At 71.0% G+C, this 14,470-nt stretch carries 14 protein-coding genes; 6 read left to right on the top strand and 8 right to left on the bottom strand.

Going from position 1 to position 14,470, the window contains the following annotated elements:
• Positions 1-125: 125 nt before the first annotated feature.
• The 6 genes from D3P35_RS05925 to D3P35_RS05900 all read left to right on the top strand — a co-directional run bounded on the left by D3P35_RS05925 (position 126) and on the right by D3P35_RS05900 (position 5,899).
• Positions 126-1,076, top strand: a complete 951-nt coding sequence (locus D3P35_RS05925; RefSeq protein WP_118133552.1) for an MBL fold metallo-hydrolase — start codon at positions 126-128, stop codon at positions 1,074-1,076.
• A gap of 103 nt (positions 1,077-1,179) precedes the next feature.
• Positions 1,180-2,760, top strand: a complete 1,581-nt coding sequence (locus D3P35_RS05920) for an FAD-dependent oxidoreductase (protein ID WP_118133551.1) — start codon at positions 1,180-1,182, stop codon at positions 2,758-2,760.
• Positions 2,757-2,981, top strand: coding sequence for a DUF2783 domain-containing protein (locus D3P35_RS05915; RefSeq protein WP_118133550.1), 225 nt, complete (start codon positions 2,757-2,759; stop codon positions 2,979-2,981). The genes D3P35_RS05920 and D3P35_RS05915 overlap by 4 nt, the downstream gene beginning before the upstream one ends.
• Before the next feature lie 82 nt (positions 2,982-3,063).
• Positions 3,064-4,098: a TRAP transporter substrate-binding protein gene (locus tag D3P35_RS05910; RefSeq protein ID WP_118133549.1), complete on the top strand. Its 1,035-nt coding sequence runs from the start codon at positions 3,064-3,066 to the stop codon at positions 4,096-4,098.
• The gene (locus D3P35_RS05905) at positions 4,095-4,589 is read left to right on the top strand and encodes a TRAP transporter small permease (protein WP_232830398.1); all 495 of its coding nucleotides are present in this window, start codon (positions 4,095-4,097) and stop codon (positions 4,587-4,589) included. Before D3P35_RS05910 ends, D3P35_RS05905 begins: the two co-directional genes overlap by 4 nt.
• Positions 4,586-5,899 carry a TRAP transporter large permease gene (locus tag D3P35_RS05900; protein ID WP_118133548.1) on the top strand — a complete coding sequence of 438 codons (1,314 nt, stop codon included), beginning with the start codon at positions 4,586-4,588 and terminating at the stop codon, positions 5,897-5,899. The genes D3P35_RS05905 and D3P35_RS05900 overlap by 4 nt, the downstream gene beginning before the upstream one ends.
• Positions 5,900-5,938: 39 nt before the next feature.
• Here the strand turns inward: D3P35_RS05900 and hisD are convergent, their stop codons facing one another.
• The 8 genes from hisD to D3P35_RS05860 form a co-directional block, all read right to left on the bottom strand.
• Positions 5,939-7,264, bottom strand: a complete 1,326-nt coding sequence (hisD, locus tag D3P35_RS05895; protein WP_118133547.1) for a histidinol dehydrogenase — start codon at positions 7,262-7,264, stop codon at positions 5,939-5,941.
• A gap of 8 nt (positions 7,265-7,272) precedes the next feature.
• A complete protein-coding gene (locus D3P35_RS05890; protein WP_118133546.1) occupies positions 7,273-8,073 on the bottom strand; it encodes an ABC transporter permease in 801 nt (266 codons plus the stop codon).
• Positions 8,070-9,032 (bottom strand): ABC transporter permease, encoded by a 963-nt coding sequence (locus D3P35_RS05885; protein WP_118133545.1) that lies wholly within the window; start codon positions 9,030-9,032, stop codon positions 8,070-8,072. Before D3P35_RS05885 ends, D3P35_RS05890 begins: the two co-directional genes overlap by 4 nt.
• 88 nt (positions 9,033-9,120) lie before the next feature.
• On the bottom strand, positions 9,121-10,212 hold the full coding sequence (locus D3P35_RS05880) for a PotD/PotF family extracellular solute-binding protein (RefSeq protein WP_118133544.1): 1,092 nt from the start codon (positions 10,210-10,212) through the stop codon (positions 9,121-9,123).
• Entirely contained in the window at positions 10,209-11,339 is a 1,131-nt protein-coding gene (locus D3P35_RS05875; protein WP_232830397.1) for an ABC transporter ATP-binding protein, read from the bottom strand. The genes D3P35_RS05880 and D3P35_RS05875 overlap by 4 nt, the downstream gene beginning before the upstream one ends.
• Before the next feature lie 184 nt (positions 11,340-11,523).
• Positions 11,524-12,252, bottom strand: coding sequence for a UTRA domain-containing protein (locus tag D3P35_RS05870; protein WP_118133543.1), 729 nt, complete (start codon positions 12,250-12,252; stop codon positions 11,524-11,526).
• 2 nt (positions 12,253-12,254) lie between these two features.
• Entirely contained in the window at positions 12,255-13,016 is a 762-nt protein-coding gene (locus D3P35_RS05865; RefSeq protein WP_118133542.1) for an SDR family NAD(P)-dependent oxidoreductase, read from the bottom strand.
• A 30-nt stretch (positions 13,017-13,046) separates the two neighbouring features.
• Positions 13,047-14,342, bottom strand: coding sequence for a hypothetical protein (locus D3P35_RS05860; RefSeq protein ID WP_118133541.1), 1,296 nt, complete (start codon positions 14,340-14,342; stop codon positions 13,047-13,049).
• Positions 14,343-14,470: the final 128 nt, after the last annotated feature.

The following is a 14,470-nucleotide window of genomic DNA, read 5'->3' as shown; positions in this document are numbered from 1 at the left end:
CCGCGGCCCGCTTGATAGTTACAAAACCGCGGCGCAAAGTCGTTGCAAATGCATCGAATCCCGGGCCCCGGGATTTGCTGCAGCCCCCGGCGCGGTTCCGGCCGGGGCGCAATGAGGAGGAAAACATGGCGAAAGCATTCGCATCCCAGGGCGACCTGGCCGAGAAAACCGTCAGCTTCACCGAGATCGGCCCCGATCTCTGGGCCTTCACCGCGGAGGGCGACCCCAACACCGGCGTGATCATCGGCGACGACAGCGTGATGATCATGGACGCCCAGGCCACCCCGCGCCTCGCCAACATGGTGGTGGAGAAGATCCGCACCGTCACCGACAAGCCGATCAAGTACGTCACCCTCTCGCATTACCACGCGGTGCGGGTGCTGGGCGCCTCGGCCTACGGCGCCTCCGAGATCATCGGCTCGGACATCTGCCGCGCCATGGTGGCCGAGCGCGGGCAGGAGGACTGGGACAGCGAGTTCGGCCGCTTCCCCCGCCTGTTCCAAGGGCATGAGAGCATCCCCGGCCTCACCTGGCCCACGCTCACCTTCTCCGACCGGATGACCGTCTACCTCGGCAAGCGCAAGGTGGAGCTGATGAAGCTCGGCCGCGCCCATACCGCGGGCGACATCGTCGCCTGGGTGCCGGACGCGGGCGTGATGTTCACCGGCGACATCGTGGAATACAAGTCCGCCTGCTACTGCGGCGACGGCCATTTCAGGGACTGGGGCGCCACGCTCGACCGCATCAAGGCCTTCTCCCCCGCCGCCATCGCGCCGGGCCGCGGCGACGCGCTTGTGGGCGAGGCGATGGTGAACGAGGCGATCGAGAGCACCCGCGATTTCGTCGAGAGCATCTACCGCGCGGTGGAGATCGTCGCCGCCCGCGGCGGCACGATGAAGGAAGCGGCGGCGAAGGTGCGCGAGATCTGCGACCCCAAGTTCGGCGATTACGCGATCTACGAGCATTGCTTCCCCTTCAACATCGCCCGCGCCTGGGACGAGGCCCGCGGCATCGACACGCCCCGCGTCTGGACCGCCGAGCGCGACCAGCAGATGTGGGCCGCCCTGCAGGGCTGAGCCCGGCCTGATACCCCGGCGCCGGCCCCCGCGAAGAAGGGGCTGGCGCCTGCCTGCAAGACGCGGCCGGGCCCGGCCCGCCGCCTGTTCGGGAGGAAACACAATGGCACGCTACACCTATGCCCCGTTCGAGGCGCGCCGCGCGCCGGAGCTTGACGGGCTGCCCGGCCGCGACGCCCCCGTGATCGTGGTGGGCGCCGGCCCCGTGGGCCTCACCGCCGCCATCGACCTCGCCACCCGCGGCATCGCCTCGGTGGTGGTGGATGACAGCAACGTGGTCTCCGTCGGCTCGCGCGCCATCTGCTGGGCCAAGCGGACGCTGGAGATCTTCGACCGGCTCGGCGTGGGCCAGCGCATGCTGGAGAAGGGCGTCACCTGGCAGGTGGGCCGGCTGTTCCACGGGCCCCGCGAAGTGTACTCGTTCGATCTGCTGCCCGAGGCCGGCCACCGCATGCCGGCCTTCATCAACCTCCAGCAATACTACGTCGAGCAATACCTGGTGGAGCGGGCGCTCGAGTTCCCCGAGCTCATCGACCTGCGCTGGAAGAGCCGTGTCACCGCCGTCAGCCAGTCCGACACCGGGGTCACCGCCACCATCGAGACGCCGGAAGGGGCCTACGATCTCGCCGGCCGCTACCTCGTGGCCTGCGACGGCTCGCGCTCCCCGGTGCGCGACATGCTGGGCCTCGCGCTCGAGGGCGAGGAGTTCGAGGAGCGCTTCCTCATCGCCGACGTGGAGATGAAGGCGGATTTCCCCTCCGAGCGCTGGTTCTGGTTCGAGCCCGAGTTCCACCCCGGCCAGACCGCGCTCCTGCACAAGCAGCCCGACGACATCTACCGCATCGACCTCCAGCTCGGCTGGGACGCCGACCCCGAGGTGGAGAAGCGCCCGGAAAACGTCATCCCCCGCATCGAGAAGGCGGTGGGCGGGCGGCCCTTCGAGCTCGACTGGGTGTCGGTCTACTCCTTCCGCTGCGCGCGGCTGGCGCGCTTCGTGCACGGCCGGGTGATCTTCGCCGGCGACAGCGCCCATGTGGTGAGCCCGTTCGGCGCGCGCGGCGGCAACGGCGGCGTGCAGGACGTGGACAACCTGTGCTGGAAGCTCGCCGCCGTGCTGCGCGGCGAGGCCGGCCCGGCCCTGCTCGAGACCTACAATGCCGAGCGCATCCACGCGACGGACGAGAACATCATGAACTCCTCGCGCTCGACCAACTTCATGTCGCCCCGCAGCCTGATGGAGCGGCGCTTCCGCGACGGGCTGCTGCGCCTCGCCGACGGCAATGACTTCGCCCGCCCGATGATCAACTCCGGCCGTCTCTCGCGCCCCGCCTCGCTTGCGGGGCTGATGACGGGCAGCCCGGCCGCCGCCTCCGCACCCCTGCGCCCGGGCGATCCCTGCCCGGATGCGCCGCTGCCCGGCGGCGCATGGCTGCTCAACCGGCTCGGCGGCGGCTTCACCCTGCTCGCCATCGGCGCCGCCGCCCCGGCGGACTGCCCGGTGGAGGTGGTCTCGCTGCCCTGCGAGGGGGCGCTCGCCACCCGCTACGGCGCGGGCCTCTTCCTCGTACGCCCGGACCAGCACCTGGCCGCGAGCTGGTCTGCCGGCCCCGGCGCGAGTGCTGCCGACATCGCCGCGGCCCGCGAGGCCGCCCTCGGCACCGCCGCCCGGAGGGAGGTCGCATGATGGACCCGCGCAGCTACAACCTCGGGCTCGAGGGCGACGCGATCTATGCCGAGCTCATCGCCCTGCACGAGGGCCTCTCGGACGAGGAGAGTGCCGCGCTCAACGCGCGCCTCGTGCTCGTGCTCGCCAATGCCCTCGGCGCGCCCGAGGAGATCCGCCTTGCCTTTGCCGTCGCGGCAGGGGCGCCCGGGGAGGCACCGGCCGCGTCCCGCAAGGGCTGAGCCTTTCCCGCTGCCTGCACATGGGGCGCGTCCGGCTGCCGGGCCGCCCTCAACGCCCGACAAGAATCTAGGGAGCTACAACATGAAGAGCCTGTTCTCGGCCGCGCTCGGCGCCGCCGTCCTCGCCTCCGCCCTCCTCGGCGGCTCCGGCCGCGCAGCCCTTGCCGACACCGAGCTGGTGCTGTCGAGCTGGCTGCCGCCGCGCCATCCGCTGGTGGTGAACGCCATCCGCCCCTGGGCGAAGGAAGTCGAGGAGGTGACCGACGGCCGCGTCTCGGTCCGCGTGCTCACCAAGCCGCTCGGCGCCCCGCCGGCGCATTTCGACATGGCGGCCGAAGGGGTGGCCGACATCACCTACGGCCTGCACAGCTTCACCACCGATGACCGGTTCGAGCGCTCGCGCATCGGCCAGTTCTCCTTCCTCGGCGACAGCGCGGAGGCCGCCTCCAAGGCCTTCTGGCAGGTCTACACCGAGGATCTCGACGCCGCCTCCGAGCACGAGGGCGTGCACCTGCTCGGCCTCTTCATGCACGGGCCGGGCCTCCTGCACCGCAACGGCCCCGAGATCACCGCGCCGGCCGATCTCTCCGGCCTCAAGATCCGCACGCCCGGCGGCTACATCGCCGACCTGCTGCGCGACCTGGGCGCCAACACGCTGTTCATGTCCTCCCCGGAGGTCTACGAGAAGCTCTCCCGCGGGGTGATCGACGGTGTCGCCTTCACCTACGAGGCGCTCACCGCCTTCAACCTCACCGATTACGTGAAATCCTCCATGCGGGTGCCCGGCGGCATCTACAACACCACCTGGTTCCTGGTGATGAACGAGGGCGCCTGGGAGAAGATCTCCCCCGAGGACCAGGCCGCGATCGACAAGATCTCCGGCCTCGCCTTCGCCGAACTGGCCGGCAAGGCGTGGGACGGCGCCGATGACGCGGCCAAGGAGAAGATCTCCGCCGCCGGCATCGATGTCTACGAGGCCTCGCCCGAGATGGTCGACGCCATCAAGGCCGCCGCGGGCAAGTACGAGGGCGAATGGGACGCCTCGCTCAAGGAGCAGGGCTTCGACGGCGCCGCCGCCCTCAAGCGCATGCGTGAGCTCACCGGGGTCGGTGGATGAGCTTCATCGACCGCGGCGCGGCGGGGGCCCTGATGCGGGTCCTCGCCATCGCCTCCACGCTGCTGATCCTCGCGCTCACCGCCGTCACCTGTGTCGACGTGGTGGGCCGCTACTGGTTCAACACCCCGCTCGCCGGGGCCTTCGAGCTCACCGAGCTTCTCCTCGGCGCCCTCGTCTTCGCCGCCCTGCCGCTCTGCACCCGTGACGGCGGGCATGTGGAGGTGGACCTGTTGGGGATGATGCTGGGCCCGCGCGGGGCCGGGCTGCTCACCGCCTTCGGCAACCTCTTCGCGGCCCTCGTGCTCGCGGTCTTCGCTTGGCGCCTCGGGGTGGAGGCGCTGCGGCTTGGGGCCGACGGCGCGGTGACCAATGCGCTGCGCCTGCCCATGGCGCCGGTGGCCTGGTTTGCCGCCTTCGGCTGCCTGCTCTCGGCCGCCGCGGCCGTGGCGCGGGCCTGCGGCGCGATGTCCCCCAAGGGAGCGACTGAATGACTGAATCCCTCGTGGGCTTCGCGATCCTGCTGGCCCTGATCTTCGCCCGCGTGCCCATCGCCTTCGCGATGTCGGCGGTGGGGGTGGCCGGTTTCGGCTACATGCGCGGCTGGGACCCCGCCTTCTCCATGCTCGGGCGCACGGTGTTCGAGACGGCGCTGAACTACTCGCTCTCGGTCATCCCGCTGTTCATCTTCATGGGCAACGTGCTGGCCCGCTCGGGCTTCGCGCAGGGGCTCTATGCCGCCGCCTACCGGCTGATCGGGCGGCTGCCCGGCGGGCTCGCGGTGGCGGCCGTGCTCTCCTGCGGCGGGTTCTCGGCGGTGAGCGGCTCCTCGCTTGCCACGGCGGCCACCATGTCGAAGGTCGCCATGCCCTCGATGCGCCGCTTCGGCTACGACGACGGCCTCGCCACCGGCGCCATCGCCGCGGGCGGCACGCTGGGCATCCTCATCCCGCCCTCGGTAATCCTGATCCTCTACGGCATCCTCACCGAGAGCGACATCGGCAAGCTGTTCATCGCCGGGATGATCCCCGGGCTGCTCGGCATCGCGCTCTACGTGGCGGCGGTGTTCGTCACCGTGCTCATCAAGCCCTCGCTGGCACCGAAAGCCACCGGCGCGCCCATCGCCCTCACCGGGGCGGACCTGATGGGCGTGCTCGCGGTGGTGGTGCTCTTCGCCGTCATCATGGTGGGGATCTACGGCGGGTTCTTCACCCCCATCGAGGCGGCGGGCATCGGCGCGGGCGTCTCGCTGGTGATCGGCTTCGCGATGCGCCGGCTCACCTGGGCGGCCCTGCGCGCCGCCTTCATCGAGACGGCCGGCGCGAGTGCCATGATCTTCGCGGTCATCATCGGCGCCGAGGTGTTTTCCAACTTCGTGAACTTCGCCGGCCTGCCGGACGCGCTGTCGGACTACATCTACGACACCGGCTACTCCGCCTGGACCGTGATGGTGGTGATCCTGGTGATCTACCTCCTGCTCGGCTGCGTGCTGGAGAGCCTGTCGATGATCCTGCTCACCGTGCCGGTGTTCTACCCGCTGCTCTACACGATGGATTTCGGCGACAGCGTGCTGGCCGACCCCAACCTCTCGGTGATCTGGTTCGGCATCGTGGTGGTGGTGGCGACCGAGATCAGCCTCATCACGCCGCCGGTGGGCATGAATGTCTTCGTGCTGAAGGGGGTGCTGAAAGAGGTGCCGCTCACCACCATCTTCCGCGGCGTGCTGCCGTTCTGGGTGGCGGATATCGTGCGGATCCTGCTGATCACCTTCCTGCCGGTGATCTCGCTCTGGCTCATCATGTAGCGGCCGGGCCGGGGGCCGCGCGCCCCCGGTCCGCCGGGCTCACTTGCGCCCCAGCGCCGTCTCGCGCAGCTCCGAGACGGCGTTTGCATGCGCGTCGAACCCCTCGTATTCCGCGAAGCGCTTCGCCCAGGGGGCGAGCGTGGCATAGCCCTTCGGGGTCACGTGGCCCACGGAGATGCGCTTGAGATAGTCATGCACCCCGAGCGGCGAATGGGTGCGGGCGGCGAAATTCGTCGGCAGCACCGCGTTCGGGCCCAGCACGAAATTCCCCAGCGCGATGGGCGTGTTCTCGCCCAGCAGGATCTCGCCGGCGTTGCGCAGCTGGCCGAGGTAGCCGTAGGGGTCTTCGGAATGCACCACCAGGTGCTCGGGCGCGTAGTCGTTCACCCAAGAGATGGCCTCCTCCATGGTGTCCGTCAGCAGGATGCCGCCGCGCGGGCCGCAGAGCACCTTTTGCGAGAACTCCACCCGCTGTTCGCCCATCCGGGCCCAGTAGCCGGGCAGGGCGGCGCGGGCGGCCTCGGCCACCTCCTCGGAGCAGGTCACCAGCCATGACGAGCTGTCCGGCCCGTGCTCGGCCTCGTTGAGCAGGTCGAGCGCGCAGGCCGCACCATTGGCCGTGTGGTCGGCGAGCACGATGGCCTCCGAGGGGCCGGCGGGCGTGCCGGGGTCGAGCCGGCCGGAGAGCAGGCTCTTCGCCGCCACCACCCAGGGGCTGCCGGGCCCGACGATCTTGAGGCAGCGCGGCACGGTCTCGGTGCCGTAGGCCACGGCGGCCACGCCCTGCGCGCCGCCGGCCTTGTACACCTGCTCGACGCCCGCGATGCGCGCGGCCACGAGCGTGGCGGCGTCCACCTTCCCGTCCGGCCCCGGCGGGGTGATGATCACCGGGTTGGGCACGCCCGCCACCACCGCCGGAATGGCGGTCATCATCACCACGGAGGGGAACGAGCCCTTGCCGCGCGGCACGTAGCAGGCCACCGAGTCGATCGGCACCACCCGGTCCCCGGCCCAGACGCCGGGGTGCATCTCCTTCATCCACATCTCCTCGGGCATCTGGGCCTCGTGGAAGCGGCGGACATTGTCGCAGGCGAATTCCAGCAGCTCGATCATCTTCGGGTCGAGGGCGTCGAAGGCGGCGTCGAAATCGGCCTTCGTGGCGGCGATGGCATTCGCCTCCACCGGAGCGCGGTCAAGCTCGCGCGCGAAGCGGGCGAGGGCGATGTCGCCTTGCGTCCGCACCGCCTCGATGATCGGGCGCACCTTGTCGATGAACGGGGTGAGGTCGGATTCCGCCCGGCCCATCAGGGCGCGGCGGCCGGCGTCGTCGATCTCGGAGAGGCGGTGGAAGGAGACGTCTGTCATGGCGCGGCTCATTTCGACTTGAGGAAGATCTCGAGCCCGACGAGCCGGTCCAGTACCCAGATCGCGGCGAGTGCCACCACGATGTAGACGACCGACACCGCGGCGAGATCCGGGGTGATGACATTGCGGATGGAATTGTAGATCTGCACCGGCAGGGTGACGGTGCGGCTGTCGGTGAGGAACAGGCTCACGAGGAACTCGTTGAAGGCGAGGATGAACATCAGCAGCGCCCCGGTGATCACCCCCGGCATCACCGCCGGCAGGGTGACGGTGAGGAACACGGTGACGGGCGGCGCGCCGCAGTTCATCGCGGCATTCTCCAGCTCGGGGTCGAGCGCGTTCACCGCCGAGGAAACCGCCCAGATCATGAAGGGCAGGTTGATCAGGCACAGCGCCACGCCCACCGGCCAGAGCTGGCCGAGCACCCGCGCCTCGCCGAAGAGCATCATCATCGAGATGCCCGACACCACCAGCGGAATGGTGAAGGGCAGCAGCAGGTACACCTGGATGGTGCGGGCAAACCGCATCCGCCGCCGCGCCAGAGCGAGCGCCGCCAGCGTGCCCACCGGGATGGCGATCAGGGTGCAGAGCGCCGAGACGTAAGCCGTGCGGCCGAGGGCGGCGCGGAAGCCGCCCAGGTCCCACAGCGCGCGGTACCAGCGCAGCGACAGGCCCTCGGGCGGGAAGCGGATGATGTCGCCGGAGGTGAAGGAGGCGCCGATGATCACCAGCGTGGGCAGCGCCAGCGTCACCAGCACCAGGATGACCATGCTCCACAGCACCCAGGCCTTGCCGCGCGCGCTTCTCATGACCCGCTCCTGAGGCCCAGCGTGCCGGTGCCCGCCACGCGGAACACCAGCGCGACGATGAGGCTGCCCACCGCCACCAGCACCGCGGCGAGGGCGGAGGCGAGGCCGGGGTTCGAGAGCTGGAAGAACATGTCGTATATCGTGCTGGCGATGAAGTCGTTGGTGCCGCCGCCGAGGATCTCGGGCATGGCGAAATCGGTGAGGGTGAGGGTGAAGACCACCACCGAGGCGCCGACGAGCCCGGGCTTCGCCATCGGGATCACGATGTGGCGGAAGGTGCGCAGCCAGTCCGCCCCGAGGGATTCGGAGGCGAGCTCCACCTCCTCGTGGATGGCGGTGAGCGCGGGGGCCAGCATCAGCACCGCGAAGGGCAGCATGTATTGCACCAGCCCGAAGATCACCGCGGGGTAGGTGTAGATCAGCGTGGCGGCGGGCAGGCCCAGCCCCTCCAGCGCCTGGTTGATGAGCCCCTGCTTGCCCAGGATGATCAGCCAGCCGTAGGCCCGCACCACCTGGCCGATGAAGAAGGGCAGGAACAGCGACACCAGCAGCAGCTTGCGCAGCGCGCCCGAGCGGGTGCGCACCATCACGTAGGCGTAGGGGAAGGCGAAGACGAGGGTGATCGCGGTCACCAGCACCGCCGCGAGCAGGCTGCGCCAGAGCACCAGCAGATAGACCGGGCGGTCGAGGAAGGCGGCGTAATTGCCCAGCGAGTATTCCTCGCGCAGCCGGTAGGTGGCGGGGTTGAGCTCGTGCAGGCTGTCGGAGATGACATAGCCCAGCCCGATCAGCAGGATGCCCACCAGCAAGAGCGCGGGCGCGAGGAAGGCCCAGGGCGTGGCCCGGCGGAAGGCTGCGGGCCAGAGCGCCGCGGCCACGGCCTCGATGCGGTCCATCACCCGCCAGCGCAGCGGCAGGCGGTGGGCGGGGGCAGGGGGGCGCGGGGCGTCGGCGGTCATTTCTTACCTCGTCGGGGCCCCGGCGCGGGGGCCGGGGCGCCGGGATGCGGGGTGGCCGGCCGGGTGGGGCCGGCCGGCGCGCGCGGGCTCAGCCCTGGAAGATCTCGTTGAACTTCTCGAACCAGATCGGCTGGTTTTCCACCAGCACCGGCGAGGGGATGCTCACGAGCTTCGCGAAATCCGCCTCGGTGGTGGGGTAGGAGGGGTCTCCCGCGAGGTCGGCCGGCGGCTCGATGCCGGGGAAGACCGGCGGCAGGCCGAGGGCGGAGCACCATTTCTCCTGCGCCTCCCGCGACAGCGCGAAGTTGACGAATTCCTTCGCCCAGTACTCCTCGTTGGTCGGCAGGCCCTTCGGGATCCACAGCCCGTCGGTGTCGACCTTGCAGCCCTCCTGCGGCACGGTCCAGGCCACGTCGATGCCGTTCTGCTTCGCCGCGCGGGCGTTCACCGAGATGGTGCAGGCCACGTCGATCTCGCCGTTCTGGAACCAGTTGGTGAAATCGGCATCCTCGCCCAGCAGGGGCTCGTTGATGCGGAGCTTCTCGTAGAAGTCCCAGCCCGGCTGCATGTTGCCGGGGATGTCCGCCACCGTGCCGCCGCCGGCGATCACCGAGATCGGGTTGAAGCCGATGCCGTCGTCGTAGAGCGCGATGCGGCCCCTGAACTTCGGGTCGATCAACACGTTCCAGGAGGTGGGGGCGCCGTCGGGGAAGGCCTCGGGGCGATAGGCGCAGACATAGACATAGGCGTAGGTGTTCACGATCGGGTAGCCGTCGAGCCCCACCGGCTTGGCGAGCGGCAGCAGGCCCTCGAGGTTGGAGAGGTCCGAGAGGTCGACCGTGACGCCGCGCAGGGCGGAGATGGTGGCGTTGGTGGTGGTGTCCCAGTTCACGTGGATCGGCGGGATGCGGCCCTGGTCCACCGCGGCCCAGATCTTCGGCTTGATCTCGTTGTCCTCGGTGAAATCGTAGCGCACGGGGATGCCGGTGGCGGCGGTGAACGGGTCGCCCACGCCCTCCTTCAGCGCGTCGCCCCAGGCGCCGCCCCAGGCGCGGACGATCAGCTCGGCGGGCTTTTCCTGCGCGCGCAGGATGCCGGGGGCCGCGAGCACGGCGGCAGCGGCGGCGCTGCCCTGCAGGAAGCGGCGGCGCGGCAGGGCGAGGCGGGTGAGGTCTGTCATGATGCGGGTCCTGTTTCCTGTCGGGTGGCGTTTTCTGTGGTTTCTTTCGGGAATACGAAGAGGTCGCGCGCGTTCCAGCCCAGCAGGACACGCGCGCCGACCTCGTGTTCGGCATGGGTGGCGGGGTCGTGGTCGAAGACCATGAGCGTGAGATTGCCCAGGGGCGGCACGCGCACCTCGTAGACCAGCCGGTCGCCCTCGAAGATGCGCCGCTCGACGAGGCCGCCGATGGTGGTCTCCGGCCGCGGCGCGCCGGGGGCGACCACGCGCACCTGCTCGGCGCGCAAGCCGCAGTCCACCGCCGTGCCGGGCGCGAGGCCGCCGGCGGGCAGGCGGGCGGGCAGGCGCACGTCGCCCACGATGATCTCGCCGATGCCCTCCGGCGCCTCGGCCACCATGCCGGGGAAGACCGTGGTCATGCCGATGAAACTCGCCACGAAGCGATTCGAGGGCTGGCGGTAGACCGCCGCCGGCGTGTCGGCCTGCTGGATGCGGCCCGCGTCCATCACCACCACCCGGTCCGACATCACCAGCGCCTCGCGCTGGTCATGGGTCACGTTGATGGTGGTGACGCCGAGCTCCTGCTGGATGCGGCGGAACTCGAGCTGCATCTCCTCGCGCAGCTTGCGGTCGAGCGCGGAGAGCGGCTCGTCGAGCAGCAGCAGGTCGGGGCTGAAGGAGAGCGCGCGCGCGATGGCCACGCGCTGCTGCTGGCCGCCGGACATCTCGTGCGGGCGGCGGCTGCCGAAGCCCTTGAGGCGCACCAGCTCGAGGTAGCGCTCCACCCGCTCGGGGATCTCCGCGGGGTCGAAGCGGCGCATCTTCAGCGGGTAGGCCACGTTCTCCGCCGCGGTCATGTGCGGGAAGAGGGCGAGGCGCTGGAACACCATGCCGATGGAGCGGCGGAAGGGCGGCACGGCGTCGATCGCCTGGCCGTTGATCAGGATGCGCCCCGCGCTCGGCCGGTCGAAGCCCGCGATCATGCGCAGGAGCGTGGTCTTGCCGCAGCCGGAGGGGCCGAGGATGGTGAGGAACTCGCCGCGCTCCAGCCGCGCGGAGGCCTCGCGCACCGCGGCCGTGTCGCCGAAGCGGCGGGTGACGTTGTCGAGTTCGACCATCGGCGTCATGGATGCACCCTTCTGCGCGTTCATCGTGAGGCCCGCCCGCATGCCGGGCCCCGCGGCCGCCCGGCGGCCGCAGCACGCACACCCTTCCGCAGTGCGGCGGAAGTCCCCTTGCCCGGGGCGCGAGCTTTGCACCGGCTCCATAGCCTGTCAACGGATGTATATACAAGGTCTGTGCCGCGCTGCGTCATGCGCCGCCCCGGCCGGTGAAATCGGCGGGGCGCACCCGCACCTGCACGCGGTAGCGCGCGCCCGGCTGCGAGAACCAGCCCAGCGTGACCGTGCGCTCGCCCACCCAGGTGCGCCTGCGGATGCGCAGCACCGGCGCGCCGGGGGCGAGGCCGAGGTCCCGCTGCTCGCCCGCGTCGGCCAGCCGCGCCTCCACGATGTGCTCGAGCTCGGAGACCGGGGCGAAGCGCTGCAGGTAATCGGCCATCGGCTCGGCGGAGAAATCCACCTCCAGCAGGTCGGGGGCGAAATCGGCGCGCACGAAGCGCCGCTCGATCTGCAGCGGAACGCCGTCCTCGTGATGCACGAGATGCACGTGCAGCAGCTCCTCGCCGGGCGAGAGGCCGAGCAGGGCCGCTTCCTCGCCGGCGCGGCGGCGCTCGGCCACCACGGTGCGGCAGGTGTGCCGGCCGCCGCGCTCGGCGATGGTGGCGCGGATGTCGCGCACCTCGGCGAGCGAGGGCAGGGCGCGCGCCTCGGCCACGAAGGAGCCCACGCCCTGCGTGCGGGTCACCAGCCCGTCGCGCGCGAGCTCGCGCAGCGCGCGGTTCACCGTCATCCGCGACACCGAGAGCGCCTCCACCAGCGCGTGCTCGGAGGGCAGGCGGCTGCCCGGCGGGTAGAGGCCGGAGGAGATGCCGGCGGTGATATGCGCCTTCACCGCCGCGTATCGGGTGCCGCCGGACATGCTCAGATCGAGGCCATGTAGCCGCCGTCGACGAACAGGATCTGCCCGGTGACATAGGCCGCCGCGTCGGAGGCGAGGAACACGCAAGTGCCCGCCACGTCCTCCAGCGCGCCGAAGCGGCCCATGGGGATCTTCGGCAGCATCCCCTCGCGCCAGGCGTCGTCGCGGTAGAAGGGCTCGGTGAGCTCGGTGCGGAAATAGCCCGGTCCGATGGCGTTCACCCTGATGCCCAGCGGCGCCCATTCGGTCGCAAGTGCGCGGGTCATGCCCAGCAGGCCGCTCTTGGAGGCGGTGTAGGCGGTGGCGGTGGGCACGCCCACGGCGGAGGTGAGCGAGCCGGTGTTCACGATGGCGCCCGGCCGGCCGGCGCGGGCGCGGGCGAAGCGCTGCGCGGTGAAGAAGGCGCCCTTGAGGTTGGTGTCGAGGATGCGGTCCCACAGCGCCTCGTCCACGTCGAGCGAGGGGCAGACCTGCTCGGTGCCGGCGTTGTTGACCAGGATGTCGGGGGCAAGCCCCGCCTCCGCCAGCCCGGCGAAGAGCGCCTCGATGCTGGGCAGCGCGGCGGCATCGGCCGCGAAGCGGTGGCAGCGCCGGCCGAGCGCCTCCACCTCCGCCGCCGTCTCTTCCAGCGATGCGGTGTCGCGCGCCACCGCGATCACGTCGGCCCCCGCGGCCGCGAGCCCGGCCGCCATCACCCGCCCCAGCCCGCGGCTCGCGCCGGTGACGAGGGCGAGGCGGCCGGTGAGCGAGAAGGGTGTGGACATGGGGCGTCTCCGGTGGTCGGCAGGGGCGGGTCAGCGGGGGCGGGCGGCGGCGAAGAACCGGGTGAAATCATCCTCGGCGCCGGGCGTGGCCGGGGCCTGCGCCGCGCGCACCGCCTGGGCGAAGCCGATGAGCGAGCTGGTGGGGTTGTGCGACGAGCCCTCGCCCGGCAGCAGGTTCATCACCAGCGTCGGGCAGGCGAAGAGCGCCATGCGCACCTGCGCCTCCCAGTCCTCCGCCAGCGCGCCGCGGCGCGCGAGCCCGGTGAGGAGCGGGCGCCAGAAGCGCTCGGCCTTGGAGGCGAGGAAGGCCCGGCGCAGGGGCGAGAGCGCGTGCCCGGTCTCCACCACGATGCGCCCGCCCTCCAGCCGCGCGGTGGCGCGGGTGCGGGCGGCGCAGACGTCCGGCTCGTAGAGCCAGAACGGGTGGGCGAAGATGTTGTGGAACGTGGCCTTCACCTCGGCCAGCAGGGCGGGGACCGCGGCATTGGCGAAGGCGGGGTCGAACAGGCTCAGGTGCGCCGGCGCCCCCGGGGCCGCGGGGTGGAACCAGACATTCGCGTTATGCGCGTCGCCATGGGCGGGAAACACCGGGCCGGGGGTGAAGCGCGCCGGCGCCAGCCGGGCGATGGCGGTGGCGAACAGCTCCGCCAGCGGCGTGTCGTAGTCCACCCCGTCGATGCGCCAGGGCAGGGTGGCGAGCGTGTCGAACGGCGCCTCGAGCCCGTGCCAGCGCACCTGGGCGCCGAGGTAGAACCGCGCCACCCGGCCGCCGGGCGTGACGTCTCCCGGCCGGTCCACCAGGCGGTTGTAGAAGAGCTGGTGCAGGGGCTGGGCGGCGGTCTCGGCCCGGGCGTCGTCATGCAGGTGGCGCAGGGCGATTTCGGCGAAGGCGCTGTCGGCGGCCTGCTGGGCGGCGATGACATCGGCCTCCGCGCTCTCGGCCTCGCCCTTCTCGATGGCCGAGCAGAGGTCGGAGAGGCGGGGGACCTCCATGCGCTCGTAGACCAGGATCTGCCGGCCCGGCCGGGTCTCGGCAAACACCGGCCGGGTGACCGGGTAGCCCGCCTCGGCCAGCACCTTCGCGTTGTAATACTCGGAGACGCCCTCCTCCTCGCCCTCTTCCTGGTGGAACTTGAAGAAGAAGGCGCGGGCGCCGCCGTCGGTGAAGAAGCCGTTCACCGAGTTCAGGCTGTAGCGGTCGGCGTTGATGGCGAGCGCCTGCGGGGCGATGCCGGTCACCTCCGCGATGAGGCCGCCGAGCAGGGCGAGCGCGCGCGGCTGGTCGCCCGCGGCGATGGCGGCGCGGATGGCAGCGGTGCCGCTCATGCGCGGCGGCCGGGAAGCAGGCAGCGGGTAGGGCGGGGCAACGGGACATCCTCCGGGCGCGCGACAGGCCCCCGCGGGGGCCCGCGGAGCGGCTCAAGGATTGGATGTATAGACAAGTGGTGTCAACC

It is taken from the genome of Oceanicella sp. SM1341 (assembly GCF_003448965.1).
Taxonomy (GTDB): domain Bacteria; phylum Pseudomonadota; class Alphaproteobacteria; order Rhodobacterales; family Rhodobacteraceae; genus Paroceanicella.
This window is presented reverse-complemented; position numbering and strand designations above follow the sequence as displayed.

Excerpts from the sequence above, each read along its gene's own strand:
- D3P35_RS05925 (WP_118133552.1), top strand. The coding sequence starts at position 126 with ATGGCGAAAGCATTCGCATCCCAGGGCGACCTGGCCGAGAAAACCGTC.
- D3P35_RS05920 (WP_118133551.1), top strand. The coding sequence starts at position 1,180 with ATGGCACGCTACACCTATGCCCCGTTCGAGGCGCGCCGCGCGCCGGAG.
- D3P35_RS05915 (WP_118133550.1), top strand. The coding sequence starts at position 2,757 with ATGATGGACCCGCGCAGCTACAACCTCGGGCTCGAGGGCGACGCGATC.
- D3P35_RS05910 (WP_118133549.1), top strand. The coding sequence starts at position 3,064 with ATGAAGAGCCTGTTCTCGGCCGCGCTCGGCGCCGCCGTCCTCGCCTCC.
- D3P35_RS05905 (WP_232830398.1), top strand. The coding sequence starts at position 4,095 with ATGAGCTTCATCGACCGCGGCGCGGCGGGGGCCCTGATGCGGGTCCTC.
- D3P35_RS05900 (WP_118133548.1), top strand. The coding sequence starts at position 4,586 with ATGACTGAATCCCTCGTGGGCTTCGCGATCCTGCTGGCCCTGATCTTC.
- hisD (WP_118133547.1), bottom strand. The coding sequence starts at position 7,264 with ATGACAGACGTCTCCTTCCACCGCCTCTCCGAGATCGACGACGCCGGC.
- D3P35_RS05890 (WP_118133546.1), bottom strand. The coding sequence starts at position 8,073 with ATGAGAAGCGCGCGCGGCAAGGCCTGGGTGCTGTGGAGCATGGTCATC.
- D3P35_RS05885 (WP_118133545.1), bottom strand. The coding sequence starts at position 9,032 with ATGACCGCCGACGCCCCGCGCCCCCCTGCCCCCGCCCACCGCCTGCCG.
- D3P35_RS05880 (WP_118133544.1), bottom strand. The coding sequence starts at position 10,212 with ATGACAGACCTCACCCGCCTCGCCCTGCCGCGCCGCCGCTTCCTGCAG.
- D3P35_RS05875 (WP_232830397.1), bottom strand. The coding sequence starts at position 11,339 with ATGACGCCGATGGTCGAACTCGACAACGTCACCCGCCGCTTCGGCGAC.
- D3P35_RS05870 (WP_118133543.1), bottom strand. The coding sequence starts at position 12,252 with ATGTCCGGCGGCACCCGATACGCGGCGGTGAAGGCGCATATCACCGCC.
- D3P35_RS05865 (WP_118133542.1), bottom strand. The coding sequence starts at position 13,016 with ATGTCCACACCCTTCTCGCTCACCGGCCGCCTCGCCCTCGTCACCGGC.
- D3P35_RS05860 (WP_118133541.1), bottom strand. The coding sequence starts at position 14,342 with ATGAGCGGCACCGCTGCCATCCGCGCCGCCATCGCCGCGGGCGACCAG.